This is a genomic window from Pseudogemmobacter bohemicus, from assembly GCF_003290025.1.
GTDB lineage: Bacteria > Pseudomonadota > Alphaproteobacteria > Rhodobacterales > Rhodobacteraceae > Pseudogemmobacter > Pseudogemmobacter bohemicus.
This window is the reverse complement of the sequence record NZ_QNHG01000005.1, coordinates 263619-287431: the sequence shown is the minus strand read 5'-3', so window position 1 is coordinate 287431 and position 23813 is coordinate 263619. Positions and strand designations below refer to the sequence as shown.

General features: G+C 61.2%; 24 protein-coding genes. 12 read left to right on the top strand and 12 right to left on the bottom strand.

Features of this window, described 5'->3' with window-relative positions:
• Window positions 1-61: 61 nt before the first annotated feature.
• On the top strand, window positions 62-271 hold the full coding sequence (locus DRF71_RS27745; protein ID WP_126976287.1) for a hypothetical protein: 210 nt from the start codon (window positions 62-64) through the stop codon (window positions 269-271).
• Between the two features lie 42 nt (window positions 272-313).
• Window positions 314-628 carry a WGR domain-containing protein gene (locus DRF71_RS23800; RefSeq protein ID WP_112312860.1) on the top strand — a complete coding sequence of 105 codons (315 nt, stop codon included), beginning with the start codon at window positions 314-316 and terminating at the stop codon, window positions 626-628.
• A 6-nt stretch (window positions 629-634) separates the two neighbouring features.
• Here the strand turns inward: DRF71_RS23800 and DRF71_RS23795 are convergent, their stop codons facing one another.
• Window positions 635-997 (bottom strand): bactofilin family protein, encoded by a 363-nt coding sequence (locus DRF71_RS23795; protein ID WP_112312858.1) that lies wholly within the window; start codon window positions 995-997, stop codon window positions 635-637.
• A gap of 310 nt (window positions 998-1307) precedes the next feature.
• On the opposite strand from DRF71_RS23795, the gene DRF71_RS23790 reads away from it, so the two are divergent.
• Window positions 1308-1577 carry an antitoxin gene (locus DRF71_RS23790; RefSeq protein WP_112312978.1) on the top strand — a complete coding sequence of 90 codons (270 nt, stop codon included), beginning with the start codon at window positions 1308-1310 and terminating at the stop codon, window positions 1575-1577.
• A gap of 11 nt (window positions 1578-1588) precedes the next feature.
• Window positions 1589-1984, top strand: coding sequence for a type II toxin-antitoxin system VapC family toxin (locus tag DRF71_RS23785; protein ID WP_198672328.1), 396 nt, complete (start codon window positions 1589-1591; stop codon window positions 1982-1984).
• Window positions 1985-2108: 124 nt separating this feature from the next.
• Here the strand turns inward: DRF71_RS23785 and DRF71_RS23780 are convergent, their stop codons facing one another.
• The 4 genes from DRF71_RS23780 to DRF71_RS23765 all read right to left on the bottom strand — a co-directional run bounded on the left by DRF71_RS23780 (window position 2109) and on the right by DRF71_RS23765 (window position 7349).
• The gene (locus tag DRF71_RS23780) at window positions 2109-3287 is read right to left on the bottom strand and encodes a patatin-like phospholipase family protein (RefSeq protein ID WP_112312855.1); all 1179 of its coding nucleotides are present in this window, start codon (window positions 3285-3287) and stop codon (window positions 2109-2111) included.
• Window positions 3277-5487, bottom strand: coding sequence for a Mov34/MPN/PAD-1 family protein (locus DRF71_RS23775; RefSeq protein WP_112312854.1), 2211 nt, complete (start codon window positions 5485-5487; stop codon window positions 3277-3279). Before DRF71_RS23775 ends, DRF71_RS23780 begins: the two co-directional genes overlap by 11 nt.
• Window positions 5484-6545: a hypothetical protein gene (locus tag DRF71_RS23770; protein ID WP_198672327.1), complete on the bottom strand. Its 1062-nt coding sequence runs from the start codon at window positions 6543-6545 to the stop codon at window positions 5484-5486. Before DRF71_RS23770 ends, DRF71_RS23775 begins: the two co-directional genes overlap by 4 nt.
• Window positions 6546-6944: 399 nt before the next feature.
• Window positions 6945-7349, bottom strand: a complete 405-nt coding sequence (locus DRF71_RS23765) for a single-stranded DNA-binding protein (protein ID WP_112312850.1) — start codon at window positions 7347-7349, stop codon at window positions 6945-6947.
• A 428-nt stretch (window positions 7350-7777) separates the two neighbouring features.
• Here DRF71_RS23765 and DRF71_RS23760 point away from each other — a divergent pair, with 428 nt between their 5' ends.
• The 5 genes from DRF71_RS23760 (at window position 7778) to DRF71_RS29645 (ending at window position 11845) form a co-directional block, all read left to right on the top strand.
• Window positions 7778-8098: an H-NS histone family protein gene (locus tag DRF71_RS23760; protein ID WP_112312848.1), complete on the top strand. Its 321-nt coding sequence runs from the start codon at window positions 7778-7780 to the stop codon at window positions 8096-8098.
• A gap of 295 nt (window positions 8099-8393) precedes the next feature.
• Entirely contained in the window at window positions 8394-8729 is a 336-nt protein-coding gene (locus tag DRF71_RS23755) for a helix-turn-helix domain-containing protein (RefSeq protein WP_112312847.1), read from the top strand.
• Window positions 8722-9969, top strand: a complete 1248-nt coding sequence (locus DRF71_RS28870) for a type II toxin-antitoxin system HipA family toxin (protein ID WP_112312845.1) — start codon at window positions 8722-8724, stop codon at window positions 9967-9969. The genes DRF71_RS23755 and DRF71_RS28870 overlap by 8 nt, the downstream gene beginning before the upstream one ends.
• Window positions 9966-11093 (top strand): hypothetical protein, encoded by a 1128-nt coding sequence (locus tag DRF71_RS23745; RefSeq protein WP_198672326.1) that lies wholly within the window; start codon window positions 9966-9968, stop codon window positions 11091-11093. The genes DRF71_RS28870 and DRF71_RS23745 overlap by 4 nt, the downstream gene beginning before the upstream one ends.
• Window positions 11094-11119: 26 nt before the next feature.
• A complete protein-coding gene (locus DRF71_RS29645; protein ID WP_198672325.1) occupies window positions 11120-11845 on the top strand; it encodes a hypothetical protein in 726 nt (241 codons plus the stop codon).
• A gap of 84 nt (window positions 11846-11929) precedes the next feature.
• On the opposite strand, the gene DRF71_RS23730 is transcribed toward DRF71_RS29645, so the two are convergent.
• From DRF71_RS23730 to DRF71_RS23710, 5 genes are all read right to left on the bottom strand, one after another.
• Window positions 11930-14110, bottom strand: coding sequence for a ParB/RepB/Spo0J family partition protein (locus DRF71_RS23730; protein WP_112312842.1), 2181 nt, complete (start codon window positions 14108-14110; stop codon window positions 11930-11932).
• 224 nt (window positions 14111-14334) lie between these two features.
• Window positions 14335-15390: a plasmid replication protein RepC gene (repC, locus tag DRF71_RS23725; protein WP_112312841.1), complete on the bottom strand. Its 1056-nt coding sequence runs from the start codon at window positions 15388-15390 to the stop codon at window positions 14335-14337.
• Window positions 15391-15629: 239 nt separating this feature from the next.
• The gene (repB, locus tag DRF71_RS23720; RefSeq protein WP_112312840.1) at window positions 15630-16601 is read right to left on the bottom strand and encodes a plasmid partitioning protein RepB; all 972 of its coding nucleotides are present in this window, start codon (window positions 16599-16601) and stop codon (window positions 15630-15632) included.
• Window positions 16586-17770 (bottom strand): plasmid partitioning protein RepA, encoded by a 1185-nt coding sequence (gene repA, locus DRF71_RS23715; RefSeq protein ID WP_227754464.1) that lies wholly within the window; start codon window positions 17768-17770, stop codon window positions 16586-16588. Before repA ends, repB begins: the two co-directional genes overlap by 16 nt.
• Window positions 17771-18093: 323 nt before the next feature.
• Entirely contained in the window at window positions 18094-18987 is an 894-nt protein-coding gene (locus tag DRF71_RS23710; RefSeq protein ID WP_112312836.1) for a recombinase family protein, read from the bottom strand.
• A 226-nt stretch (window positions 18988-19213) separates the two neighbouring features.
• Between DRF71_RS23710 and DRF71_RS23705 the strand changes: the two genes are divergently transcribed.
• The gene (locus DRF71_RS23705) at window positions 19214-20281 is read left to right on the top strand and encodes a hypothetical protein (protein WP_112312834.1); all 1068 of its coding nucleotides are present in this window, start codon (window positions 19214-19216) and stop codon (window positions 20279-20281) included.
• 78 nt (window positions 20282-20359) lie between these two features.
• On the opposite strand, the gene DRF71_RS23700 is transcribed toward DRF71_RS23705, so the two are convergent.
• Both DRF71_RS23700 and DRF71_RS23695 read right to left on the bottom strand, forming a co-directional pair.
• The gene (locus DRF71_RS23700; protein WP_112312833.1) at window positions 20360-21763 is read right to left on the bottom strand and encodes an ATP-binding protein; all 1404 of its coding nucleotides are present in this window, start codon (window positions 21761-21763) and stop codon (window positions 20360-20362) included.
• Complete coding sequence (locus DRF71_RS23695) at window positions 21760-22497, bottom strand: response regulator (protein ID WP_112312832.1); 738 nt, start codon at window positions 22495-22497, stop codon at window positions 21760-21762. Before DRF71_RS23695 ends, DRF71_RS23700 begins: the two co-directional genes overlap by 4 nt.
• A 184-nt stretch (window positions 22498-22681) precedes the next feature.
• On the opposite strand from DRF71_RS23695, the gene DRF71_RS23690 reads away from it, so the two are divergent.
• Together DRF71_RS23690 and DRF71_RS23685 are read left to right on the top strand one after the other, a co-directional pair.
• On the top strand, window positions 22682-23146 hold the full coding sequence (locus DRF71_RS23690) for an EF-hand domain-containing protein (RefSeq protein ID WP_112312831.1): 465 nt from the start codon (window positions 22682-22684) through the stop codon (window positions 23144-23146).
• Between the two features lie 208 nt (window positions 23147-23354).
• Entirely contained in the window at window positions 23355-23741 is a 387-nt protein-coding gene (locus tag DRF71_RS23685) for a DUF302 domain-containing protein (protein ID WP_112312830.1), read from the top strand.
• The last annotated feature ends 72 nt before the right edge of the window (window positions 23742-23813 follow it).

Here is a 23813-nt window from a genome sequence, read left to right as displayed (position 1 = left end):
TATGTTCTGACAGAGTTCATGTCCATGACCGCTAGCCGTCAACGGATGACAGGAGGCCGGTATGGAAGAGGTCGCTAGAAGCAGCTCCAAAAGCCCGACCATCGATCGTCGCCTGTGGCGGATCGACCGCGGAGACCGGGAACTCGTTGCAGAACGGCACCGCACCGTGAATGGCCGGTTCAGGACCGTGTGGCTGGTCCCGGAAGAAAGCCTGCGTGGCGTCCTCTGGGTCGAGGTTGTCGAGGGAACACCGGGCGATCCGTCACCATGACCCATCAGCTTTCTGAATCGGACCGCCCGGATCGATTCAGAAATGCAATTAGACTTGGAGAGCAATAAGGCGGAGTCTGTGCAGAGGAGGACCGCCTTGGCTCTGGCACATCTGCACCGCATCGACCCTGAGCACAAGATGGCGCGATTCTACTGCATCGATGTTGCGGCGACGCTGTTCGGAGACGTCTCCGTCTTGCGGACCTGGGGCCGGATCGGAACGCACGGACGGACAAGACTCGAGACTTGCGCCACCGTGGAAGAAGCGGAGAGGGCGGCATCTCAAACTCTTCGACAGAAGATGCGGCGGGGCTATCTGCCTGCTGGCCAAATGCTGCCGCCAGACCTTGTGGTGTGAGATCTGTCAGGCCTTACGCTGAAGCCTGCCCTCCAGCTCGGCACCGGCCTCGATGGCGATCTGCTCATGGGTGACGTCGGCCTGCACGACCGCACTCGGCGCGAGCTGAACGTTTCGCGCTGAGACCCTGCCGGAAACCACCCCGAGCACGACGAGGTCGTGGGCGACCACGGAACCTTCAACACGACCTGAACCAGCCACGGTGATCTCCGGCGCCCGCAGTGAGCCAACGACATTGCCTTGGACCTCGATCGGTCCATTGGAGGTGGCATCACCTTCGACGACAAGGTCCTGCGCGAAGACGCTGCGGCGAGCGTTTGCGACGGCCGGGTCCGGCCAACGGTCGAGGTCGCCATTTGGGGTATTCATCTTGGTGCCGCCTTAGCTCAACGTCGTGCTGCATGACTGGACCAGAAGCGAAACGAAAGGGCAACACGCGGCGCCGTGATCGGCGAAGAGACGCAGAGCCCTCGGTACCACATAACTCGTCCGGCAACGGTCGTCGCCGGTCCTCCCTTACGAGCTGTATAGACTGCGTCATCAATCATGGTGATCCTCAAGGCCGTGGTCGCTCTGCCAATTGGGTGTAATTGGGTGCGGAAACGGGTGTCGCCGAGCGCCGGCTTGAAATCACGTTCACGCGCATGTATATGTTTGTGCATATGCAATGGAGGCCACCATGCCGCAAGCTTACTCCCACGACCACGTGCCAGGCCGGGAAGCCAAGCTCTTCCGCAACAACAAGAGCCAGGCCGTGCGCATCCCGGCCGACTTCGAATTGCCAGGTGATCGTGTGATGATCCATCGCGACGGGGACCGCCTTATCCTCGAGCCGGTTCGGCGTCGGAGCCTTCTGGCCGTGTTGGCCGATCTTGAGCCACTCGGTCCGGAAGACCAGTTTCCCGATATCGACGACACACTCTTGCCTCCGCGCGAGGTCGACTTTTGAGCCGACTGTACATGCTGGACACCAACATCGTGTCCGATCTGGTGCGCAACCCGCAGGGTCCGGTCACGCAGCACATCATCAAGGTCGGGTCCGAGGCCATCTGCATCAGCATCATCACCGCCGCAGAACTGCGATACGGCTGCGCGCGGAAGGGATCAGCCAAGCTGCTCGAAAATGTCGAAGCAATTCTCGGCAGCATCCAGGTCTTGGCCTTCGACGTGCCGGCCGATGCTGAGTATGGTAAGATACGGGTCGAACTTGAAGCCGCTGGCAAACCGATCGGTCCCAACGATCTCCTGATCGCGGCCCATGCCTATGCGCTCGGGGCGGTTCTGGTCACAGCCAACATGGGCGAGTTTTCCCGGGTGAGGGGCCTGCATGTCGAGAACTGGCTGGACCAGCCTTGAGCCGCAGACATTCTAACTTTGCTCAGGTGCGACAGTTCTACTTTGCGGCTACAAGAAGGTGTCGCATAATTTTGATTATGTAATGTAAACATCCATCATACAGGACTGACCCCAGTCCAACAAACTAAGGGCTCTCACGTTTCCAGTGTTGCGCAATGTGAGCCCGAGTGAGCTGCTCACCCCTTTTTGAGATTTTTTCGATCCAGTCAGGCGCCATGGCTGAAAAATTGGTGGGATAGTTGGCAACTTCGTCGGCACTTACCAGGTCCGGCGGAGGATTCAGGATCCGGTCGTCGGCTTGGCCAAGGTAAGGCAGGATGAAGCCCTTCAGAACACCGCCCTTCTGCAAGTCGTATAATCGTTGCATAGTTGCGTTCTGAGATCGTGAGAACATGGTGTCCATCACAGCATACATGCGGGATCCCCAAAAGGTTGGAGCTGAGGACATCGCGATGCTGTAGCCGGCCCGCGAGACTACAAGGCGCTCATACTTACCGACGTGAAGGCTAATCGCTGGGTCACGATCCGACCAAAGCGGCGCAAGGCCCAAGTTATCGTACACGCCCCCATCGGTCAAAACGACCTGCTGGCGAGACCTTTGGCCATTCTTGTTGAAGATCATCGAGAGTTCGAGGGTTGGCAGAAAGGCCGGGTAAGCGGCAGACGCGGTTACCGCGTCGGAAATCCTCACCGACCCAGCGTCCGCAACCCCGCGGCGCCACGAGCCAACGCCGTCCTTCGCGAAGTAGAAGGCTGAGCTGGCCATGATGTCACATGCGACGATGATCAGATTGGGACGATCTTCGCGAAGGTCGGATAGAGTGCGCCCTTCAAAAAGGTCGTCAAGAACGCGCCGCAGCACGGTTGTCCTGCTCGCCCAACGACGTGAGCGACTTTCCAGCAAAAATCCTAGGGATGGCCGAACCGCACGAGGAAACGCCTTCAAGGCAAGCCTTGTGCTCCCCAGGGTTAGGCGGTTCAGCCAAGTTAGCGTGCAGCTTGCAACCGCCTTCGGCCCCTCGGCGGTGGTGAACAGCACTTTGATTGCTGGACGAACGAACCCACGAGTCAGGACCTCAATGATTACGCGCTCAAACTTGTCGAATTCACCTGGGTAGCTGCAATAGAGCGCCGCGACAACGCTGCCGCCGGACACCGCCGAGATCGTCGATACCTCGTCGAGGAGTCCTTCGGACCTCAGCGCCCTGAGGCAGCCGAGATGGAACGCCATGGCCCGGCTTCCGCCACCAGATAGTGCCAATGCAACACGCTCTGGCGCCTTTGATTTAGTGTCACTGTTCATTTGTATGGGACATGGTGCCTTCGAGGCTTACACGGCCCTGCCAGGCAACGCGGAGCCAGGTTTCACGTTCCCCGCAGATCATCATGGCATACGGCACATCAGTAGGATCTAAGTGCCGTGACAAGTAGGCAAAGACCGTCTCGTCGTCTCGGCTAGGTCGAGCTGCCGCATGAACAGGGTGGCTATGCCACTCGCCGACATAGTGCAGTCGACCCGCAGTTTTAGCCGCCATTCCTTCTATGATTGGCCTGAGGTTCCGAGCTCCGCGGACAAAGTAGGTTGGCGCTTGTCGGCTGTCAGGCGGAGCAGGTAAGGCGGCGACAATGTTGACGGTGCCCCGAATAATGTCGAACGTGCCTACCAACACACCACCTGTCTCATTGGGGGCTGCTGCGGCCCTAAGGTCTGCCATCATCGTCAGCACTGATTTGCTGACTGCAATACGAAGGTCGACCGACGTATGTCGATGCACTGGCGAAATCGGCAGCGCTATTGGCACAATGCCCCCAGAGTCAGGGTCGAGCCGCCAAATCACAGCGGTGAGCGCCGTAGAACCGACCAAAGAGACCAACTGGCCAGCGGCAATCCCACACAGGGTCTGCACCTGCCAAGGCGGCAGCGGCCGTGTGAGGTCTTGGCAAGCATTGGCGTATCGGATGCGGTCGATTCTGGCGGCATCGAGATGCCCGGCAAGTCCTGGCGCAGTAGCAGTCGCCAGAAAGTACTGGGCCTCGATCTCGTCAAGACGGGTTGTCCGTCTAGCGTCTTCGGCAAGGATCACAAGGTCAGCCCCATCGGGACTGAAGAAGATGCTGGCGGCTCGCTTTATGTCTTGCCGGTCGGACAAGTGGGCGACGACCGCTGGAGAAGCGCTGAAATCGACCACAAGGTCGGCCAGCGCGAGTTTGTCAGCGTGCGGCTCCATACGAAGAACGTCTGCACGAGTAGCGGTTGCATCAGCCTCAACAAAAAGATGGTTGACCTGATCTGCAAGCGCGTGGGCTTTGGGCGCGCCAACCCACGCATCGCCATAGCTTTGGCGAACTGTGTTGTGGGGCAACACCACATCATCGTCGATGATGGCCCAGGCACCGATCCCGGTTCTCGCAGTGTTCATTACGACGTTGGAGCCGATTGCCCCTGCCCCGATGGCCACAAGTTGCGCATCAGCACGTTCTGGCACCGCTGAATGTGCTCGAGCCGTGCTCCTATCCAAGCGCTGTACAACGCGCCAGCCTTGAAGCTCGATGGTACTCAAGTCTTTGACCAACCGAGGCAGCATGGCTTGCCCAGTAAATACCTTCCCGTTGTCTCGGTGCGTGATCGTCAGACCAAGGCATTCGCCGAAATCCGCCAAAGTGCCGACGGGTTGATAGGCCCAAACCTCCACGGCCTCGTCCGGCCCCTCGGCGGTCCTACGCTTCGGCACGGATACAAGGAGCAGAGGGTAGTGGTCGGCTGCATGAGCCAATTGCTCTGGCGCAACGATCCACTGTCGCATTTCGGTGAAGAGGTTGCCGCCCAGTTCGTCGGATAGTTTCAGCAGGCCGCCAAGGTCATACGGACGCGCGTGCAACGCACCATGTACCTGCGAGGGCAAAACTGTCGAGAAAAGCGCGAAGCGTGGCAAGCCTTCGCTGTCAGACCTCTGATGCGTGTCTAAGCAAATTGTCCAGCGCTCTTCGTGTTCAACCGCACCGACGAGATGCCAAGGACCGACTGGCTCTCCTGCTGGAACGATCAACGTATGGGCCGTACCTGGGATTAACGGCTCAAGGCCCTGTTCATCCTGATGAAGCAGGCCGCTTGCAGTCCGCGACAGCCAATCGCGTAGCCGTTCTATCAAAACTTGTGCAGTTAGCGTCCGCGACAGGTCCTGCCACGCCTCCTCCCAGACGCAAAGGCTTAACCCATCAGCCCCGCGATCCCTGACCGTGTGAACGAGGCCCACTGGGAAGTCGGCACGTAATGAAAGCACTAGTGGGCTCGCAACGTCGCCAGGTGAAAACACAAGGCGCAACGGCTCTACCGGCTGGATCGGGACTACCCGATCCTGTGCCAATTCTGGCTCTATCTCAATGTCAAGCTCACATCCGTCCGCCTTGATCAGTGTCGCGAAGGGATGGTCAACCGATCTAGTCAGATAGCCGACGACCGCTTGAGCGAGCTTGGAGGAGGCCTCCGATACGCCCGCTGTCACAAAGACCCCGCACGAGGCGCGGGAGCGGCTATGACGGCGGGGGTACCACCAGCTGCCTTGCGTACCTTAGCGCCCGTGCCGCCAATCTCGATGACCAGCGGCTTCGGGCTGGTCTTCGAGGGATGCTCCATTGTTACTATAAACTGACCGCCGAGGTCGCGTGCAACCCGCTTGTAGTAATTGACGGCTTGGCGATGAGGCGGCTGAGTCGTGTCCTCGGACGGAATTGGGTCGCTGGTCGAGACTAAGATGCCGGCCGTTCGGCCTTGGGTCTCGTAGAGCCAGCGTAGCCGGTCGACCGGGTCTGTCTCCTCGGCACCCTTCTCCTCCGCGAGCGACGTGTAACTCGAATGGTGGGGGACGTTATTGATATCCCATTCAAGCCGGGTGTCGTTTTTGTGATACCTCGTCACCCGTACTATTCCGTCGATCGTCTCGTGGTCGACATCTGCCGAAAGGATCAGCTTTGTCGCACGGCCTTGGACTTCGAAGGTCGCCTGCACAAACAAGGCTGACGCGTTGCGCACGATGACGCCGTTATCAGTGTGCTCGGCGAACGGCGAATGCGCGAAAAACTCCACACTGTCTGAGGCCAGGTTGAACTCCGGGCAAAGCGTACCTGCGTCGCTAATTAGGTTGCGACGCTTTGACGGTTCGATGTCACGATCCCGGAGGAACTGGTCCAGCGCGTCCGGCCTCGAGAAGACCCGGATGCCCTTGCCCTCGATAAACCTATGCCGCGCCTCCGCTCGAAGTGTCCGGGCCTGACCCTCCACACCCTCCTCAAGTATGGCAGTGGCGGGCACCCACATCGTCTTAATTTTGATGCGGTCGCCGCCTTGGTACTTGGCCGCATGCTCCAGATGGAATACGTCCTTCGCGCGATTGCAATGATCGGTGTCGAGGTGAGTGAAGGCGACGACATCGATCTCCTTGTCGTCGCCCAGGCACTCCCGCAACTCTTTCTCAAGATCGCAGCGCTTGTCTGAGGCATCGTCCTTGTTACGCATGTCTGCGAAGTCGAAGAGCGCGAGACGGCCGTTCTCAAGCTCGATCAAGCAGCTGTCGGCGTTACCAATGTTGAAAAAGCGGACAATGTGCAAATCTAATCCCTCACACCTAAGGCCGGCCTGCTTGCCTAAAGTCGAACATAAAGAGAACTTGCGGCTGCCTCAAGAGCGTTGTGACGGAGGATGATACCGGCTGAGCCCGCTACCGCTTTCGCTGCAGCATTGGCCGTTGAGCACTGGCGTCAGTTCACACTGGCTACTTCCTTGCAGTGGTCCTTGACTTGCATACTCCACAGTCGGCTTCGTGCTGCGCCGTTTAAGAATGGCCACTTCGAAGAGAATCTCCTGCACCCTATATGGGCTGAGCGTCGTCGAACGGCCCCCTCCCGACTAAGCCGACGGTCCAGCCCGGCGGGTTTTCCCGCCGGGCCAGCTTGTCGGTCGGCTTCAGAAGCCGACCTCGTCGTCGCGATCGACCAGTTCGGGCGCATCGCCCTCGGCCGCCTTCGGGCGGCTGAGGAAGTCGATCTTCTCGGCGATGATCTCGCAGCCGTAGCGGTCGACGCCCGCCGCGTCGGTCCACTTCGTGTAGTGGATCCGGCCCTGCACCAGAACCTTCATGCCCTTCTCGCAGTTCTCGGCGACCGACTTGCCGAGCCCGTTGAAGCAGGTGATGCGGTGCCATTCGGTATCCATCACGCGGTAGCCGTGCTCGTCGCGGACCGCGCGGCCTTCCGAGAGGCGGGGGCGCGAGGTGGCCAGGGTGAAGTGGGTGATCTTCGTGCCGCCTTGGGTGGTGCGGGCTTCCGGGGCCTGACCGATGTTGCCGGCGAGGATGACGATGTTCTGCATGGTGGTTCTCCTGAGTTTCCGCTGAAGGGACCATCCCTTCAACAAGACCCGGCAGAAGCCTGTCGGGAGACGTCCGCACGGCTGGGCCTAGACCAGCCGGAAACCTCCGAGGGCCCGGGGTGGCGCGGGCAGGACGCTTTGCGGCCAACACGGCCCGGGCAGGAGTTGGGGTTGCGTGCAGGAAACCGAACAGGCTTAGGGGACTGTCCGTCGAAGGGGAGGTGCCTCAGCCGGATCACAGGGGGAGAAACCCAAGCAGACACGCCCAGACCGATCTCATCCGGCAATGTCAGGCCCCAGGGGGAAAGAACCCGGGAAGAGGAGAGAGTACGATCACCACGTCCACCCGAGCCCCCTGCCCCGCTCGTCTCTTGCCGCGCGGTCCTTGCACGACTACGCCTGCTGTATTGGATCAACCGGAGCACCCGATGCCTGATTTCAACCTGGCCACCATGTCGCTCGCAGACCTGCGCGACTTGCAGAAGTCCGTGGCCAAGGCCATCTCCACCTTCGAAAATCGGCAAAAGGCGGAAGCCCGCGAAAAGGTCGAGATGCTCGCCAAGGACCTTGGCTTCACTCTTGCCGAACTGGCAGGACTGGGGGAGCCGAAACGCAAGCGGTCGCCCTCGACGAAAACCTTCCGACATCCGGAGAACCCGACCCTCACCTGGTCCGGGCGGGGACGCAAGCCGGGCTGGTTTGCCGCCCATGTCGATGCAGGCAAAGACCCAGACGTGCTGCTCGGCTGACTTGCGGGAATCGCTGTCCAATGGACCGCCTCGCCCCATTTGCTGTTTGCGAGGATCGCGAAGCCGACCCCGCGTAGCCGCAGTGTTCCCGTCGATCGGGCCGACCTAAAGGTGAAAGGCCCTGGCGGCGGCGGCCGCCACCCTCGTACGCCCGACGCAATGGGTGGGGAGTAGCCAGTGACAGTGCGGCTGGGCTTTTCCCGCTGCCGGAAAGCGCAAGTCATCCCGAGTGGGGCTAGAAAAATTGTAATCTTCGTGCTACATATTTTGAAAATCTGTAGTGCGAAGGTGGCAAATGCCTACTCCACATACTCCTCCTGCGGCCGTGCGCCGCGCCCTTCGGAAGCTCGGCGCGGATATCCACGATGCCAGACGCCGTCGAAAGCTACCGATGGCGGTCGTCGCGGAGCGCGCCTTCACGTCCCGTTCGACCTTGCAAAAGGTCGAAGCCGGCGACACAAATGTTAGCATCGGCATCTATGCAGGCATACTTCAGGCTCTTGGCCTGCTTGAAGGTCTTGGTCAAGTTGCGGACATAAGCAACGACAGCGTCGGGCAGGCACTGGCGAGTGCCGATCTGCCAAAGCACATTCATCTCAAGCGGCCAACGAGGTCGTCCCGCGATGGCTGACTTCGAAGTCCATATCGATCTCCACGGTCGCACTCGCCCGATCGGACTGGCGAGAAGCAACCGCGTTCGCGGCACAGAGACCATCCTTTTCGAATATGACGGCGCTTGGCTTGAGGACGCCGAGCGCTTCTCACTCGAGCCCGCGCTTGCTCTCACGCGTGGCGCCTTCGCTCCTCCGGCCGGACTGGTGACCTTCGGATCCATCGGCGACTCCGCGCCAGATACGTGGGGCCGCCGCCTCATGCAGCGCGCTGAGCGACGCTTCGCCGACCGCGAGGGCCGCGCAGTCCGCACGCTCGCGGAAAGTGACTACCTGCTCGGGGTCGCAGATGAGACGCGGCTCGGCGCGTTACGATTTCGCTGGGTCGGCGAAGAGGCCTTCCAAGCGCCGATCAGGGCCGGCGTGCCGGCCCTGATCGAGCTGGGCCGTCTGCTTCAGATCACCGAGCGGATTCTCCGGGACGAGGAAACGGACGAAGACCTTCAACTGATCTTCGCGCCCGGCTCCTCCCTCGGCGGTGCACGGCCGAAGGCCTCGGTCATCGACCAACATGGCCATCTCTCCATCGCCAAGTTCCCGAAGGAGACCGACGACTACAGCATGGAAACCTGGGAGGAGATCGCGCTGCGGCTGGCCGGCCAAGCCGGCATCGCCACCCCGCAACACGAACTTGTCGAAGTGGCCGGCAAGTCGGTGATGCTATCGCGACGCTTCGATCGCGATGGCGCGATCCGCATCCCGTTCCTGTCCGCAATGGCGATGATGGGCGCCAGGGACGGCGAGCGTGGCAGCTACCCCGAGATCGTCGATGCCCTGGCCCAGCATGGCGCGCAGGGAAAGACGGACGCCCACGCGCTCTATCGGCGCGTCGCCTTCAATGTGCTGATCTCCAATGTCGACGATCATCTGCGCAACCACGGCTTTCTCTGGCTCGGCAAGGCCGGGTGGTCGCTCTCGCCCGCCTATGACCTCAATCCGGTGCCCACCGATCTCAAGGCGCGTGTGCTGACGACGAACATCGACCTCGACGAGGGAACCTGCTCGCTCGATCTGCTCGAACAGGCGTCGGAATATTTCGCACTCACGCTGGCGCAAGCCCGAGCGATCATCAAAGAGGTCGCGACCGTGACCGCGACATGGCGCGAGACCGCGAAGGCCGTCGGCGCCCGGTCGGCTGAGATCACCCGCATGGCCAGCGCCTTCGAGCATGACGATCTCACGCGGGCGCTGGCGCTATGACCAGGACCTTTTTTCATAGCTTCGATCCGCAAGCCGCAAGCCCGGTCTCCGGGGCCACCGTTGATCTAGAAGTCTCCGAGATCGAGGATGCCGGTATCCGGGAGGTGCTGCAGACGCCAGGCGCAGCCTATGGCGCCTGGTCGATCCTCGATGCGCTGTTGACCCCGACCGGCGCAGGCACGCCGTTCGTGTTCAGGGAGCCGCTCGGTCAAGCACGGGAGGTCAAGGTCGCGCTCTCGGGCTTGTTCGGACGGTTCGTCGCGCGTGCCTACCTCGAGCGCTACTTCAACCTCTCGATCTTCGCCCATCTCGGCAGCCGCACGATCGACCTTGATCGCCGCCGTCAGGTCAAGATCACGCGCCTATCCCGCGGCGACCTGCCCGACTGGATCGCCTGCGCATCCGACCTGTCGTCGCTGACTGTCGCCGAAGCCAAGGGTTGCCATGATGTCGGCGGTCCCGCCAAAGCGCTGGACCGAGCATGGGCGCAGGCCCGGCGGATCGACGTCACCGCCCGAGGCCGCAAGGTCACGGTGAAGCGTATCGCGATCGCCACGCGCTGGGGAATGGCGACGGCCGGTCCAGCCGATGCCCGCCTTTCGGTTCGGGACCCGGTCGAGGAAGGCGAGCCGCATACCCAGGAGGAGAAGGACGCGCTCTTCATCGGCATGCTTCGGCTCCATATCGCCAATCTCATCAAACCGCTCGGGCATGCCGAACTAGCGGACGCGCTTCGCGGCCTCACACTGCAATCATTCCCGCGAAGGCTCGAAGGTGAGACCCAGCGGGCGCGATCGCTGCTCGACACATCCCCGGTGCGGGATGTGGACAAGGCGAGCGCCGCCATGGACGGTCTGATCGGCGGCATCGTCACCCGCGCGGGACCGCTTACCGACACCGGCGTTGAGCCTGCCGATCAAGAAGCACTCTCCCGCCTTAATCTCCGGCCAGTCTTTGTCGGGGTCGAGCACGAGCTCATTCGCGCTGCTATCGATGCCGAGCCGCAAGCCATTCGCAGCCGTCTCGCCGAAAAAGGGAGTCCGGACGAGTTTGCACGACCGGACCGTGCCGGCGGCTGGATCATTCCGCTTGGCCAAGAGCGGCGCATCATAGGCGGCATCTGAGACAACGACGGCGGAAGACAAGCATCATGGAAAACGGCCCGCCAGACCATGCGGGCAGGATCGGGGCAGAAGACATGGACGCGCAGGAGAATGACCTCTCGAACGAAGCCGCAGCACTTGCCGACATTCTCAAATGGTCGGCGGATCTGCCCGCCTGGCAGCGCGATGCGCTCAGGCGGCTGTGCGGTCAGTCCAAGCTGGAGACTGCCGACATCACGGCGCTCGTCGCGATCTGCAAAGGCGCTGATGCCGGCAGTCCGCTCGATGCGAACCACGTCAGGGATCCTGCAGCCACCGTCGTCACTGTCGCCGACCACTTCCAGCCTTGCGTTGCGATAGCCCTCCCGGGCGATCCAAAGCTCGGCGGCGGCCCTATTGGCCGCGAGGTGCAGCAGCTCGCTCGTGCCGCCGAAGTCGAGCAGGATCTTCACCTGCCCGGGTTGCGGCACCTCGACGACTTCGAAGGCCAATGTGCTGTCGGCGGAATGGCTGCGCATGATGGTGACAAGGATAATGCCGTCGGAAGAGAAGTTGCCCTCGTGCAGCGTGAAGGAGGCGGGCGCGGTCCAGGTTTGATGGGGGCGCGGCGGTTCCTTCTTCACAAGGCGGCCGATGCCGTTCGACCGCTCCCAGGCAGCGAGCTTCTTGGTGAAGCGCGCGGGCGGTTTGGGGCTGCCGTCGGAGTAACGGACCAAAGCACCCAATGGCGCGGTGTCGATGATGGAGTTTGCAGACATGATTCCTCACTCTGAATGCGAAGAAACGCACTCATTGCATTGATATTGTTTGGTTTTATGTGAAGTGCGGGCGGGTTTCCCCGCCCCCGAAGCTTCAGATCACTCGGCGGCGATCATTTGCGCCGTCTCGGGCGGCAGATCGGAGACGAGGAAGGCCGGAAGGTCGATGTCCTCGAGGGTTTCGACAGGGTCTGCGGTCAAGTCGTCACGATCCCCCACGTCACCGCCCTGCCCCTCCGTGCTTGCCTCACCCTGCAGCGCAACCAGATCGGCACGGCGCAGGACCTCCGGCAACCAGCCGCTGCCCTTGAGGAGCCGCTCGGCCTCCGTGGCCATCTCGGTCTTCTTGAGATGGTCGATCAATTGCGCCGCGCCTTCGCCCTTCGCCTCGCGCACAGCCTCGACAATCCGGACCTTGGGCACGCGGGAGAGATAATTTTCCGCCGTGGGTTCCCAGCCCGCTTCGACCATGTCGAGATCGACGGCCTTTGCCAGCATGTCGGCATGCTTCATGCGGCGGGTGAGACCGGAGGCCGAGATGCCCGCGCCATAGGGGTTCACCCGCTCATGGAGCGCGTTGACGCCTTGGGAGAGGCAATGGGCCAAGAGCGAGAGACGGCTCGCGGCATCAAGCGCCGTGAGATAGTCCCAGAGCCCAGCATCATCGCCCAGAGGGAGCTCGGTCTCCCATGCCGCATGACGCTCCTCGATGGCCTGGGCCACTGCGCTGTCCTTCAGGTCCGGCGCCTGCGCGGCCATGTAGACTGGGCGCACCGAGGCCTCGAGGCAGGATCCCGAGGACGACGACGTGCGGAAGGTGTCGGTCACTAGCTTCAGAAGCAGAAGGGTCAGGGCCACCTCAGGCGACCGCCCCAGGGCCTCGCGCAGCGCAAGGGTGCGGTGGGCTGTGAGTTCCATGACCAGCCGCTCGGGCAAGGGCTTCAGCGCGCCGTCGTCTTCCTCGTCGGGCAAGGCCGAGAGGGGCTGACCTGCCGAGGTAATCACCGTGCCATAGGCGCTGATTGCTGCGCCCTGCCCGTCCGACGCGCCATGGTCGATGCCATCGTCTGGGTTGACCCCGGTCTCGATCGGTGCCTCGTCTTCGGGCCGCACATAGCCACGATGGAGGACCAGCTTGCCCTCACGGTCGAAGGTGACGAAGACCCCTGCCCGCCCGATCTCCACCGGATCGAAGATCACGGGCCGGGTCTCCAAGGCTTCCATTGCATCGGCCAGTTCGCTGAGACGAGCGTCAATGTCCGCGGGGATTTCGTCGGCTTCGGACCACTCGGCGTCGAGTGCCTGGTATTCGGCGAGAAGCTTGGCATGCTCGGCTGCCTCGGCCTCCGACATCGCCGCAGCTTCGCCGGACAGACGACGCAGCCCATAGCCGAAGCCGTAGGGCAAGTCTGCCGCAACCTCGACCCATTTCCAGCCCTCGGCGACGAGCGCCTGAGCCACGGCCTGCAGCTTCTCGCCGACGAGGCGCTCCAGAAGCGCGACGTCTTCCAGCCAGCCGCCATCGTCGCCCTGGAAGAGATCCCGCGCCACGGTCCCGCCCGCCGCTTCATAGGCCTCGATGCCGACGAAGACCGCGCGGCGATCCGACGCGCGGACCGAGGTCTCGGTCAGCATGCGCCGGATGGCGTAAGGTTCCTTGTTCCACGAGCCCTTCACCGCCTCCCAGACTTGCAGCTGGCGCGCAGTATCCGACGTCACGGTAAAGGCCATGAGCTGCTCCAGCGTCATGCCGTCTTCGGCATAGACGTCGAGGAGGGCAGGGGCGACGGAGGTCAGCTTCAGCCGTTGGCGCACGACATGGGGCGTCACGAAGAAGGCAGCCGCGATCGCCTCATCGCCGAGGCCCTTTTCGCGCAAGGCAGCGAAGGCGCGGAACTGGTCGAGCGGGTGCAAAGCGACGCGCTGCATGTTCTCGGCCAGCGAGTCATCCTCGGCGAGGATCGCGGACCCGGCGTCCCGCACGATGCAGGGGATCGGCGCGGTCTTGGCCAACCGCTTCTGCTTCACCAGCAAGGACAGCGCCTGGAAGCGGCGCCCACCGGCCGGGATCTCGAACTTGCCGGTCTCACCGCCTGCCTCATCCAGCACGGGCCGGACGTTCAGGCTCTGCAGGAGCCCACGGCGGGCGATATCTTCCGCCAGCTCCTCCACCGACATCCCGGACTTGATGCGCCGGACGTTGGACTGGCTCAACACCAGCCGGTCGAAGGCGATATCGCGCGAGGGCGACAGGGTCACATTCTGAGCAGCTTTTGCCATCAGACCATCTCCACGACGGGCGCCGGAAGCCACTCTCCCGATCTCATTCACCGTCACCCTTCACCTGCACTTCTCTGACTTTTCTTCGTCTTGACGCGTGTCGCGCAAACTTGGGTGAGACATGGTTGTCTTTGACCAGCGCATTAAGTCGCCACTGGGGGAGCCGCGGTAGTCAAAATGAAGGATGCAGCTGGTCTTCGTAGCAATGTCCACCGCGGTGGACATCACACAGGCACAGACGTCGAAACCGAAAGTGTTGCCAGAATGGCTGATGGTCTGAAGCTATCGGCCCTCTTTCCAAGCGTGATGCTGTGGAAATAGGCTGCGTAGTTTCTAACCCGAGTTCCAAGTTGCAGGAGGATGAAGATAGCAGTTGCTGTGCGCCTAGAACCCACTCGCTTGCTGGCTTCGTTGAAGGTGCCCGGTTGAATACCCATCATCGGCGCGAGGTTCTGTGCATGTCTTTCGATGTCGTCCCATGTTCGGAGCCCCGCTGGAGCGAATGCCGTAGCTTCTCGGCAAATCGCGGTCAGCGTTGGGACGGAGGGAAGCAGATCGCTCTCGACTCTTTCAGATTCTTTTTTTTCTTTTTCGGACTTAGAAAGGTGCCGGACAGTTTGACCGTCATTGGCGGGCAGTTTTGTTGTAATTTTAACGTCCACCACGGTGGACATTTGACCAAGATGGTTCGTGACCTGATCCAGCAGGCAACGATATTCGTCCACTGCCAACTTGCGTCGCATCATTCTGCGAGCGTTTTCTGAAACGGCGCTTCCGGGTTCGATAGTGTCGATATGAGCCAGACCGACGAGAATTTGTTTCCGCAGGAAGACCTGATCGCGGCGGGTCTCTTCGAGTTCTGCGGCAGCATCAAGGAAATCACCGGCGCGTTTCAATAGCGGTGAAAGCGAAAGGCCAAAGCTGACGACCCGACCATCACGCGAGCTGACGCGATAGCGCTTTCGGTTTGGGCTGTCGTGGCGCTCGATCATCCCAAGATCGATGAAACGGTCGATGTGACGACGAAGGGTCCGCTCGTCGATACCGCCGACTCTTCGGCAGATCTCGAAGTTCGATGCGAACACAGTGTCCCCTTGCCCTGGCCGCAGGAAGCTGATGAGGGCCTGCAGGGTCTGGATATGCCCCGGCTTCAGTCCGAAGACACACCTTGCATCGCGCAAGGCTCGAAAGACCGCCCAGATGTCGGGAGGCGTACAATTCTCATGCCGGTCGCGCTGTCTGGCGCCGGCGGTACTTGTGGAAACCTGAGTGAATGCCATGTTTGTTGAACGACGGCCACGTCGGCCCATAGCTTTCCCGGCCTCTCGCACGATTTCTCGTGCAGAAGGCAACAAAAATCATGTCCACCGAATCGGCGACTCTTGACCGGTATGTGGGAGATTGCTACATCATAGGTGCAAATCGATGATGGGCTCTCCGAGGGAAACCTTGGGGGGCTCTTTCTTTTTTGGCCTTCGCTACTCTCCTTCTGCTCGCGTTACATGTTTAGGGGCAGGGATCAGTCTTCCTGCCTTCGCTCTTCCAGCCATTTCTGGAAGAGGTCACGAAGCGTGGCTTCGGCGCGTTCCTCCAGCCAGAGGCCGAAATCTGGATTGTCCTTGCGGTTGACTTTAATCCCGATGGACTTGGCGTCGACGGAGAGGGTCGCAACAACCTTGCCACCCTCATCCTTCACCGTGGAACTGCGTCCCTGCGCTGAGAGGCTTGTTGAACTCTTCGCAGCCCGCTGACAGGCACTGTACACAGTCTGGAACCTGTCGATGCCGGTAGCGTCTTGGGGCAGGGCAGCGAGGGCTGCTCGCGCAACCTCGGTAAGGGGGACCTTTGGGGCGAGAGCTGCAAGATCACCCCACTGACGCCGCCCGGTACCATGCGCCGGGCCGATGAGTCTGATCAACTCGTCGGGAAGTTGTTCGATTACCACTCGGTGATTAGAGATGCCTTGCCTCGTCAATCCAAGTGCGTCCTGGATGACGCCGGGCTTATATCCGGCTTCTTGCATCTCCTTGATGAACAAGGCTTTCTCAATAAATGACGGATCTAGGCGGAGGTTGTTCTCTTGTCCTTGGGCGATCAGCGAAGCGTCGTCATCCAAAGTCCGGACGATTGCCTTGACCGGTCCGCCAACTTTTCTAATCGCGGCAAGTCGCCTGCGCCCGTAAACGACGCGGTAGCGATCCGGCTGGTCAGAGGGCCGAACCATAATCGGGACCTGCTGGCCATGCTTGCGGATGCTTTCGGCTAGCAAGTCGATACCGTCGTCTTCGAAAGCCAGCCGGTCCCGCAAGCCATCGACCTCGATCTGATCAGGGTCAATATCTCGGATGGAGTTGGCCGTGATCTCTCGAAGTGACTCTCGCAGGCCGCCAACGGATCCGCCAAGCTTTGTCGGTTTTGCTGGGGCAGGGGACGAGGCCACGTCCACAGGAGGTTGGTTGAAGATATTTCGGCCCATCAGCGTCGACCCCATGCCATTTGAATCGTCTGCTCAAGCTCGTCCGCGACGTTGTTCACGCTGCTCATGGCCCGGTCGATCGTCTTGCGGATCAACTGGCTCGGATCGACTTCATATATCGTCTGCTGCGTCATTCCGGCGTCCGAAATCGCCGTGGACTTCAGCATAGGTTCCGTCATGACTTGGCCAGCCAGGATCGAACGCAGATACCCTGCCATCTGCGTCTGCGGACCATCTGATGGTTCGTAGCGTGTGATCAGGAACTTCACAAAATCCCAGGCCACCTTTCGCCCGATCGCCTCTTCGACGGTCTGCACGGTCTCTGAAGCAAGTTTTAGGAACTGGCTCATCGAGGCGATATCGAGCATCCCCGGCACCACCGTGACCAAAAGTCCTGTCGATGCTGCAAGAGCAGTCAGGGTCAGGAACCCAAGCTGCGGCGGGCAGTCGATCAGCACCAGATCATAAACTGCGGCGACTTCGTCGAGCGCCAGCGACAGCCTTTCGGCAAAGATAGGCTGCACGCGACGCGCCAGGGCATTCGCCGTCTCGGTTTCGTACTCCGACAGGAGCAATCCAGCGGGTACCATGTCTAGGTTGTGGAAGTAGGTCTTCTGAATGACCGATGAGAGCGGCACTTTGTTTTCATAGCGCAGGGCGTCGTAGACAGTGCCGCTTTCTGCAAACTCCAGCTCGGGCCGGATGCCGAAAAAGGTGGTCAGGCTGGCCTGCGGATCAAAGTCCAGCGCCAGCACCCGATATCCTCGAAGGGCGAACCTCTGGGCAAGATGGATCGTGGCTGTGGTCTTTGAACTGCCGCCCTTGAAATTGACGACCGAGACGATTTGAAGTCGATCGCCGTCCCGGCGGCCCGGCAAATACGCGTCAGCATTCTTTCCGGTCCGGGCAAGGATGTCGCGCAGGGTGTCGATCTCTTCAGCTGAGTAGTAGCGATGCCCACGTCCGTCAGTGAAGACCTCCGGAAAGCTCCCATCCTTATGGCGGTTGCGTAGATTCGACGGGCTGACACGAAGCAGTTCAGCCACCTCCGTTGAACTGAAGCGCCGCAGCGACTTGCGTTCCTCCGGTTGAAAGGCAGCCCGCATTTGCCGGTTCAAAGACTCGGCCAAGCTGTCCGCAAATGCACCGATGTCGGCAGTGCCAACCCCGCGATTGAGTTTCATGCCTCGATCAGTCATTCACTGCCCTCAGGCCCCTACCAGGGCTCTTTCTGATTTTGACGGCATTAAGCCGATCTGACGCGTTTTGTCGTCAGAACCGAAATGACATGAACGCGTGAGTCCATCAAGAAGAATCTACATATGGTGGAGAAAGTTATGCACATCCCTAGCGAGCTTCAACCGAGTGCGCGTGTCCTGTGATCCATAGTCGAAACTGCAAGTGAGCGTTCAAGCTCTTCACCTTCGGTCGCCGCGTCAGAACGGCGACCTTGGAGTCCATGGCGTCTTAAGCCGGCTCGCATTGGCAGTTCGAAAGGTCGCCCAGATCACCGGAGTGTTGAAAGCAGCCCCAGTTTCTCGGCCCGCCCCAAGAGCATCTTCACCGATGACGGCTGCCAGTTGGTCCGCCCGCGGGGCGTACGCTCGCGCATCGCTTCCAGTCGAGTGCAGATCGCCTGAAGCGTGATGTCGGGGTCCGCGCCCTTTATGGCGGCGACGATGGCGGGCAGGCGGTCGTCGGTCTCGCGGCGGCCGGCGCGGGCGAGCACAGTCTCGAGCAGAAAGCCGTCGCGCACATAGGCGTTCACGGCACGTAGCAGTCGGCTCTGCGTCCACTGGCGCTCGCGGGGTAGGGGGCCGTTGACGATGCGCACTACGTCTTCCCAGGCCATGTCGGGGCGCAGGCGGCGGACATGGGGAACCCAGTCCTGCGCCGTCTCGTTCAGGCGCTCCATGTAGCCGTCCTGTCGCGCCAGCCGCACCTTGCGCAGCGCCGCCGGATCCCGGGCGCGCAGGCCCGGATTGCCGCCAACCCGGCCTTCGGTCCGTGCGCTGGCCAGGCCGGCCTTGGTGCGTTCGCGGATCAGGGCGCGCTCGAACTCAGCGGCGGCGCCCAGGACCTGGAGGGTGAACTTGCCCTGCGGCGAGGACGTGTCGATCGGGTCCATGATCGAGCGGAAGAAGGCGCCTTTCGCCTCCAGCCGCTCGATCACTTCCAGCAAATGCGAAAGCGACCGCGCCAGACGGTCGATGCGCACCACCACCAGCGTGTCGCCCTTGGCGATCCGCTCGAGCACGCGGGCCAGCACTGGCCGCGCGCGGTTCCCGCCTGATGCTTGCTCCTCATGGATCTCGGCGCAGCCCGCAGATTTCAGGGCCTGCGACTGGGGCAGGGGGGTCTGATCCTCGGTTGAGACGCGCGCATAGCCGATCAGGGGCATCAAAACAGGTCGTTTGCAGTTGCACATACCACTAATAAACGACCATTTGTAAACGAATGCAAGGGCATGCTGTGTGGCGCTGATCGCCAGAAACCCCTTGGTTTCCATGTACTGAACGCGATCAGAGAGTTCTCCACGCACACGGCGCGCGCGTACTATATAAGGAGCAAATGCAGCTCCACAGAAAACCCTTGGGTAGTTTGCATAATAGACCTATTTTGCACATATGAAGTCCTATGTCTCTGTTCTGCCTGATGAAGCTGAAGCAACTCTCGGCGATCCTGAGGGGGGCGGGCAGTCATCCGAGGACGATCTGTGGTTCCTGCCCGGCCCGATGGAAGAGGAACCGAACTATCTGCTTCCCGGCCCATTGGCTGAGCCCAGTGAAACCTCAGTCGTTGCCGCATGGGCCCGGGCCGAAGCGGGTTGTGCGGCCCGCCTCGCACGCGTGGCCGGAAGATTGGGCGCGCTTGACGACCGTCTGCGACGCGGCCCATCGGGTTGGCGGCACAGATTGGCCCTGATCGAGGCTGCAGAGCTGAGCTGGTTCGTTGGCGATCGAGTCAGCCCTGACCGCCTTGCACTCTGGATCGCGCTTCGTCTGTCTGGCCCTCAGGAAGACTCTGGGGCGCTGTCACGCGTTGGATGGGCTGTTCGACGTCTTACTGAGGGGCCTGGCCCTGAAGCTGGGCTAGCCGATTTTCTCGACCGGCGGGACCCTGAGAACATAGCGGATGACGCCGAGCGGTTCACCGATCGCGCCGATGGCTGGCTCGCCGTGACGGGAGCCGCTCGACATCTGCACCCTATCACCCGGGCTTGTCTGGGCTTCCACCTTTGGAGCCTGGCAGGTCTCGGTCAGCATGGTGACCGGATGGAAGCCGCGGTCACGGCAGGCCGGATTGCTGCAGCCGAAGGGAAGGGTGCGATTTTCGCACCAGTAGCAATGGGTGGGGCAGGGGGGATTCGTGCCGGCGGACCTCCGGCAGAGCGGTTGACCCGATGGCTGGACGGGATGAACAACGCATGCCTCGCAGCGATGCGGCACCTCGACGATCTCGAAATATGGTCTACCCAAGCGGAGACTGTCATGTCGGTGTTGTCTGGCCGTACGCCTCCGGCTTTGCGCTCTGTATTGACCGAATGGCCCTTGGTCTCCGCACCGATGGCCGAGACTTTGATCGGCGCCAGCCGCGCGGCTGTTCAGCGAAACCTGGCTTGGATGGAGGCGAGTGGGCTGATCCACGAGGTGACTGGCCAAGGGCGTTTCAGGATTTGGCGTGCAGCAATTTAGCGGCCAGATGTGACCACAGCTTTTTCTGAGGCTCGGCTTCGGAGGGCCGAAAATGGTGGGCGCTTTTGTGAGGTGAGATCAAGCATCACCGAGTGGCAAGGTCACAACTGCTTCGAGTCCACCTGCCGCCACATTGCGGAGCAAGACTGTCCCGCCGTGCGCCTGAATGATGGTGCGGGCGATTGCCAGGCCGAGGCCGACGCCGCCGGTATCTCGGCTGCGAGACCCTTCCAAGCGTACGAACGGCTCAAAGACTGCTTCAAGTTGGTCTTCGTGCAATCCCTGGCCCTTGTCCGCGATGGTGATGACGGCCAATCCAGGCGTTCGGTCCAACTTTACCATCGCCACCCCGCCATAGCGGACAGCATTATCGATCAGGTTCCTTAGCGCGCGGTTCAAGGCGTGCGGGCGGACGGTGATGGGCAGACGCGACGACGGGGCAAGATTGGCCTGATCTCGCCCTACATCGTTGACCAGATCAGTCAGCAGGACGGCAAGATCGACTTCAGCGGCGGGTTCTGCCCGTGCAACCCCGCGTGCGAATTCCAAGGTCGCCTCGACCATTGCCTGCATTTCCTCGACCAGTGCCTTCAGGCGTACACTATCCTCGGTTTCGTCCAGCATTTCGATCCTGAGCCGCATCGCGGTCAGGGGCGAGCGCAAGTCATGACTCAAGGCGGCGAGCATGTGCGTGCGCTCATTCACGAAGCGGGTGAGTCGGGCTTTCATCCGGTTGAAGGCCTGCGTGGTCTCGCGCACCTCGGATGGCCCCGTCATCGGCAACGGATCGGCATCAAGCCCACGGCCCAAGCGGTCGGCGCCAACTGCAAGAGCGCGCATCGGGCCGACGACGCGCCGCGCGGTCCACCAGGCCACCAAAGCTACCGCCACCGCCATCAACACTACTGGCAGAAGGGCCTGTGGAGTCAGTTGCAGGGCAGGGCGGTAAAACATCGTGCGCACGTTCAGCCAATCGCCCGCCGCAAGTCGAATCGACAGCGTCAGTTCAATGGGGTCGGTCCGCCCTGCCATCATCGCCTCATGCATGGGGCGCATGATGGCTGGCACTCCGTCTGGCAAAGGCATGGACGCGAGGGGAAGCGCATGGACATCGGCGCGAACCTCCCGTTCCGGCTCTCCGAGAATCTGGCGGATCTGCCGCAGAACCATGTCCGCCTCTGCGCTGTCGTGGGACGCTGCAGGCTCGGGCCCGACTTCAAACCGGACAAGCGGAGAATCCGCCGCGCGGAGTATCGACGAGCGCAGATCAGTGGGGGCGCCATCCAGAAGCAAGACAACATTTGCAGCGCGCCCTGCCGCCTCCAGCCCGAGGGCTGCACGAACGGCACGGTTCCGCTCGTCTGTCAGCAACAACAGGCCAAGCCCTTGTGTGATGGCCAGCGCCAAAAGCAATATGATCAGCAACTGCCCGCCAAGAGATTGCGGGAACAGCTTGCGAAGCTTCGGGAAGCGCGCACTCATGGCATTGCACTGACGTCTGCGGCAAGGCTGTAGCCACCACCCCAGACGGTTGCGATCAGCGCAGGCTTGGCCGGATCGGCCTCGATCTTGCGGCGCAAGCGGCTGATCTGGTTGTCGATGGTGCGATCGAACACCTGTGCGGCGCGACCCGATGTGAGATCGAGCAGTTGTTCGCGACTGAGCACGAAGCGCGGCCGTTCCAGAAACACCGTCAGCAGACGGAATTCCGCGGTTGTCAGAGAGACCTCGATGCCATTGTCGTCGGTCAGGGTCCGGCGGTCGGTATCAAGCACCCATCGGTCGAAGGCCAATCTGTGCCCAGCAAGGCTGCCACCAACAACTTCCGCCCGGTCGGATCGGCGGAGGATCGCCTTGATCCGGGCCAGCAACTCACGCGGATTGAACGGTTTGGGCAGGTAGTCGTCCGCGCCGACCTCCAACCCCACGATACGGTCAGTTTCGTCACCCAGGGCTGTCAGCATCAAGATCGGAATGTCCCCCTGAGCGCGCAAACGTCGGCAAACCGACAGGCCATCTTCGCCAGGCATCATCACATCCAGCACGATCAGGTCGAATTGACCCACCTTCATTGCGGCATCCATTGCGACGGCATTGGCGGCAGAAGTTGCGCGCAGGCCGTTCTTTTCCAGATACTTCACCAGCGCATCGCGGATCTCGCGGTGGTCATCAACGATCAGGATATGGGGGGGCAGGATATGCGACGGCTGGGTCATCTTCTTGTCTCCTGCTGTCGACCCTAGCTGAACCCCGTGGGTCTGCGGACAGAAGATTGTCGCAAACCTCTCTCAGGACCTTGGCTTGCGACAGTTTGATACAAAACAGGCGTCGCCCTGACAAACCTGTGGGACACCTCGCCCCCAGATTGGATTCATCGCAATCTGATCCAGGAGAGACAGAATGAAACGTTCAACAAAATTCGCCCTCGCAGCCGTTGCAGCCCTTGGCGTGGCCGCTGTCGCCGTACCGGTCGTCGCCCAGCAGGGTCAGATGCAACATGATGGCATGATGATGGGCCAGCATGGCGGTATGATGGGTGGCGGCCAGAGCTATGCCATGGCCACGTTCGATACTAACAAAGACGGCACGCTCAGCCCCGAGGAAATGACAGCCGGGATTCAGGCTGAACTCAAGACCTATGACACCGACGCCAACGGTACTTTGTCGCTGGAGGAATTCGCGGTGATGCACGCGGCTCACACCCGACCGATGACCGTGCGAGCCTTCCAGATGCACGACGCCGACGGTGACGCGCAGGTGACCGAGGCTGAAATGTCCGCCATGGCAGACATGATGCAAAGCCACATGGGCGGGCAGCAGGGCAACATGCCGGGCATGGGTCATGGGATGATGGACAACGACTGACGCGCCTTTTTTCTCCCGCTAACTGGGCAAAGCTCCGGTTGGCGGGAGAAATCCCAACACAGATCAGGAGGCCATGAAAATGAACGGCTACGGTATGGGATTTGGAATGGGCTTCGGCTGGCTCTGGATGATGGTCACCCTTGTGCTGGTCGGCCTCGCGATTGCGGCGCTGGTCAAATATTTGCGCAAATAGTCGAAAGGAAACACGATGAACTATACGATCAACCGCCTGATCACCGGCGCGGATTTTGACGCGGTCGACGCCCGAACCCGTGCCGCGCTTGCGGAGAACGGCTTTGGCGTGCTGACAGAGATCGACGTCAAGGCAACGATGAAGAAGAAGCTGGACGTGGATATGCCAGCCTACCGGATTCTAGGGGCCTGCAATCCGAAGATGGCACTGGAAGCCATAGGGATGGAACCGCGCGTCGGTGCGATGTTGCCCTGCAACGTTATACTTCGCGAGATCGAAGGCGGAGTCGAGGTAAGTGCGATTGATCCGGTGGCGTCGATGCAGGCCATCGATAATCCGGCGCTTAACAAGGTGGCCGGGCGGGTGCGTGATATGCTGACTGGCACAGTTGCAGCGATCTGAGCCGCGCCGCATGACAGACACCCCTCGTGATCTTGTCAAAGCCTGACCTCGGGCATCTATGCTTGCAGCCCT

What these genes read in the sequence shown, in the direction of transcription:
- DRF71_RS27745 (WP_126976287.1), top strand. Translation starts at nt 62, where the DNA reads ATGGAAGAGGTCGCTAGAAGCAGCTCCAAAAGCCCGACCATCGATCGT.
- DRF71_RS23800 (WP_112312860.1), top strand. Translation starts at nt 314, where the DNA reads ATGCAATTAGACTTGGAGAGCAATAAGGCGGAGTCTGTGCAGAGGAGG.
- DRF71_RS23795 (WP_112312858.1), bottom strand. Translation starts at nt 997, where the DNA reads ATGAATACCCCAAATGGCGACCTCGACCGTTGGCCGGACCCGGCCGTC.
- DRF71_RS23790 (WP_112312978.1), top strand. Translation starts at nt 1,308, where the DNA reads ATGCCGCAAGCTTACTCCCACGACCACGTGCCAGGCCGGGAAGCCAAG.
- DRF71_RS23785 (WP_198672328.1), top strand. Translation starts at nt 1,589, where the DNA reads ATGCTGGACACCAACATCGTGTCCGATCTGGTGCGCAACCCGCAGGGT.
- DRF71_RS23780 (WP_112312855.1), bottom strand. Translation starts at nt 3,287, where the DNA reads ATGAACAGTGACACTAAATCAAAGGCGCCAGAGCGTGTTGCATTGGCA.
- DRF71_RS23765 (WP_112312850.1), bottom strand. Translation starts at nt 7,349, where the DNA reads ATGCAGAACATCGTCATCCTCGCCGGCAACATCGGTCAGGCCCCGGAA.
- DRF71_RS23760 (WP_112312848.1), top strand. Translation starts at nt 7,778, where the DNA reads ATGCCTGATTTCAACCTGGCCACCATGTCGCTCGCAGACCTGCGCGAC.
- DRF71_RS23755 (WP_112312847.1), top strand. Translation starts at nt 8,394, where the DNA reads ATGCCTACTCCACATACTCCTCCTGCGGCCGTGCGCCGCGCCCTTCGG.
- DRF71_RS28870 (WP_112312845.1), top strand. Translation starts at nt 8,722, where the DNA reads ATGGCTGACTTCGAAGTCCATATCGATCTCCACGGTCGCACTCGCCCG.
- DRF71_RS23745 (WP_198672326.1), top strand. Translation starts at nt 9,966, where the DNA reads ATGACCAGGACCTTTTTTCATAGCTTCGATCCGCAAGCCGCAAGCCCG.
- DRF71_RS29645 (WP_198672325.1), top strand. Translation starts at nt 11,120, where the DNA reads ATGGAAAACGGCCCGCCAGACCATGCGGGCAGGATCGGGGCAGAAGAC.
- DRF71_RS23730 (WP_112312842.1), bottom strand. Translation starts at nt 14,110, where the DNA reads ATGGCAAAAGCTGCTCAGAATGTGACCCTGTCGCCCTCGCGCGATATC.
- repC (WP_112312841.1), bottom strand. Translation starts at nt 15,390, where the DNA reads ATGGCATTCACTCAGGTTTCCACAAGTACCGCCGGCGCCAGACAGCGC.
- repB (WP_112312840.1), bottom strand. Translation starts at nt 16,601, where the DNA reads ATGGGGTCGACGCTGATGGGCCGAAATATCTTCAACCAACCTCCTGTG.
- repA (WP_227754464.1), bottom strand. Translation starts at nt 17,770, where the DNA reads ATGAAACTCAATCGCGGGGTTGGCACTGCCGACATCGGTGCATTTGCG.
- DRF71_RS23710 (WP_112312836.1), bottom strand. Translation starts at nt 18,987, where the DNA reads ATGCCCCTGATCGGCTATGCGCGCGTCTCAACCGAGGATCAGACCCCC.
- DRF71_RS23705 (WP_112312834.1), top strand. Translation starts at nt 19,214, where the DNA reads ATGAAGTCCTATGTCTCTGTTCTGCCTGATGAAGCTGAAGCAACTCTC.
- DRF71_RS23700 (WP_112312833.1), bottom strand. Translation starts at nt 21,763, where the DNA reads ATGAGTGCGCGCTTCCCGAAGCTTCGCAAGCTGTTCCCGCAATCTCTT.
- DRF71_RS23695 (WP_112312832.1), bottom strand. Translation starts at nt 22,497, where the DNA reads ATGACCCAGCCGTCGCATATCCTGCCCCCCCATATCCTGATCGTTGAT.
- DRF71_RS23690 (WP_112312831.1), top strand. Translation starts at nt 22,682, where the DNA reads ATGAAACGTTCAACAAAATTCGCCCTCGCAGCCGTTGCAGCCCTTGGC.
- DRF71_RS23685 (WP_112312830.1), top strand. Translation starts at nt 23,355, where the DNA reads ATGAACTATACGATCAACCGCCTGATCACCGGCGCGGATTTTGACGCG.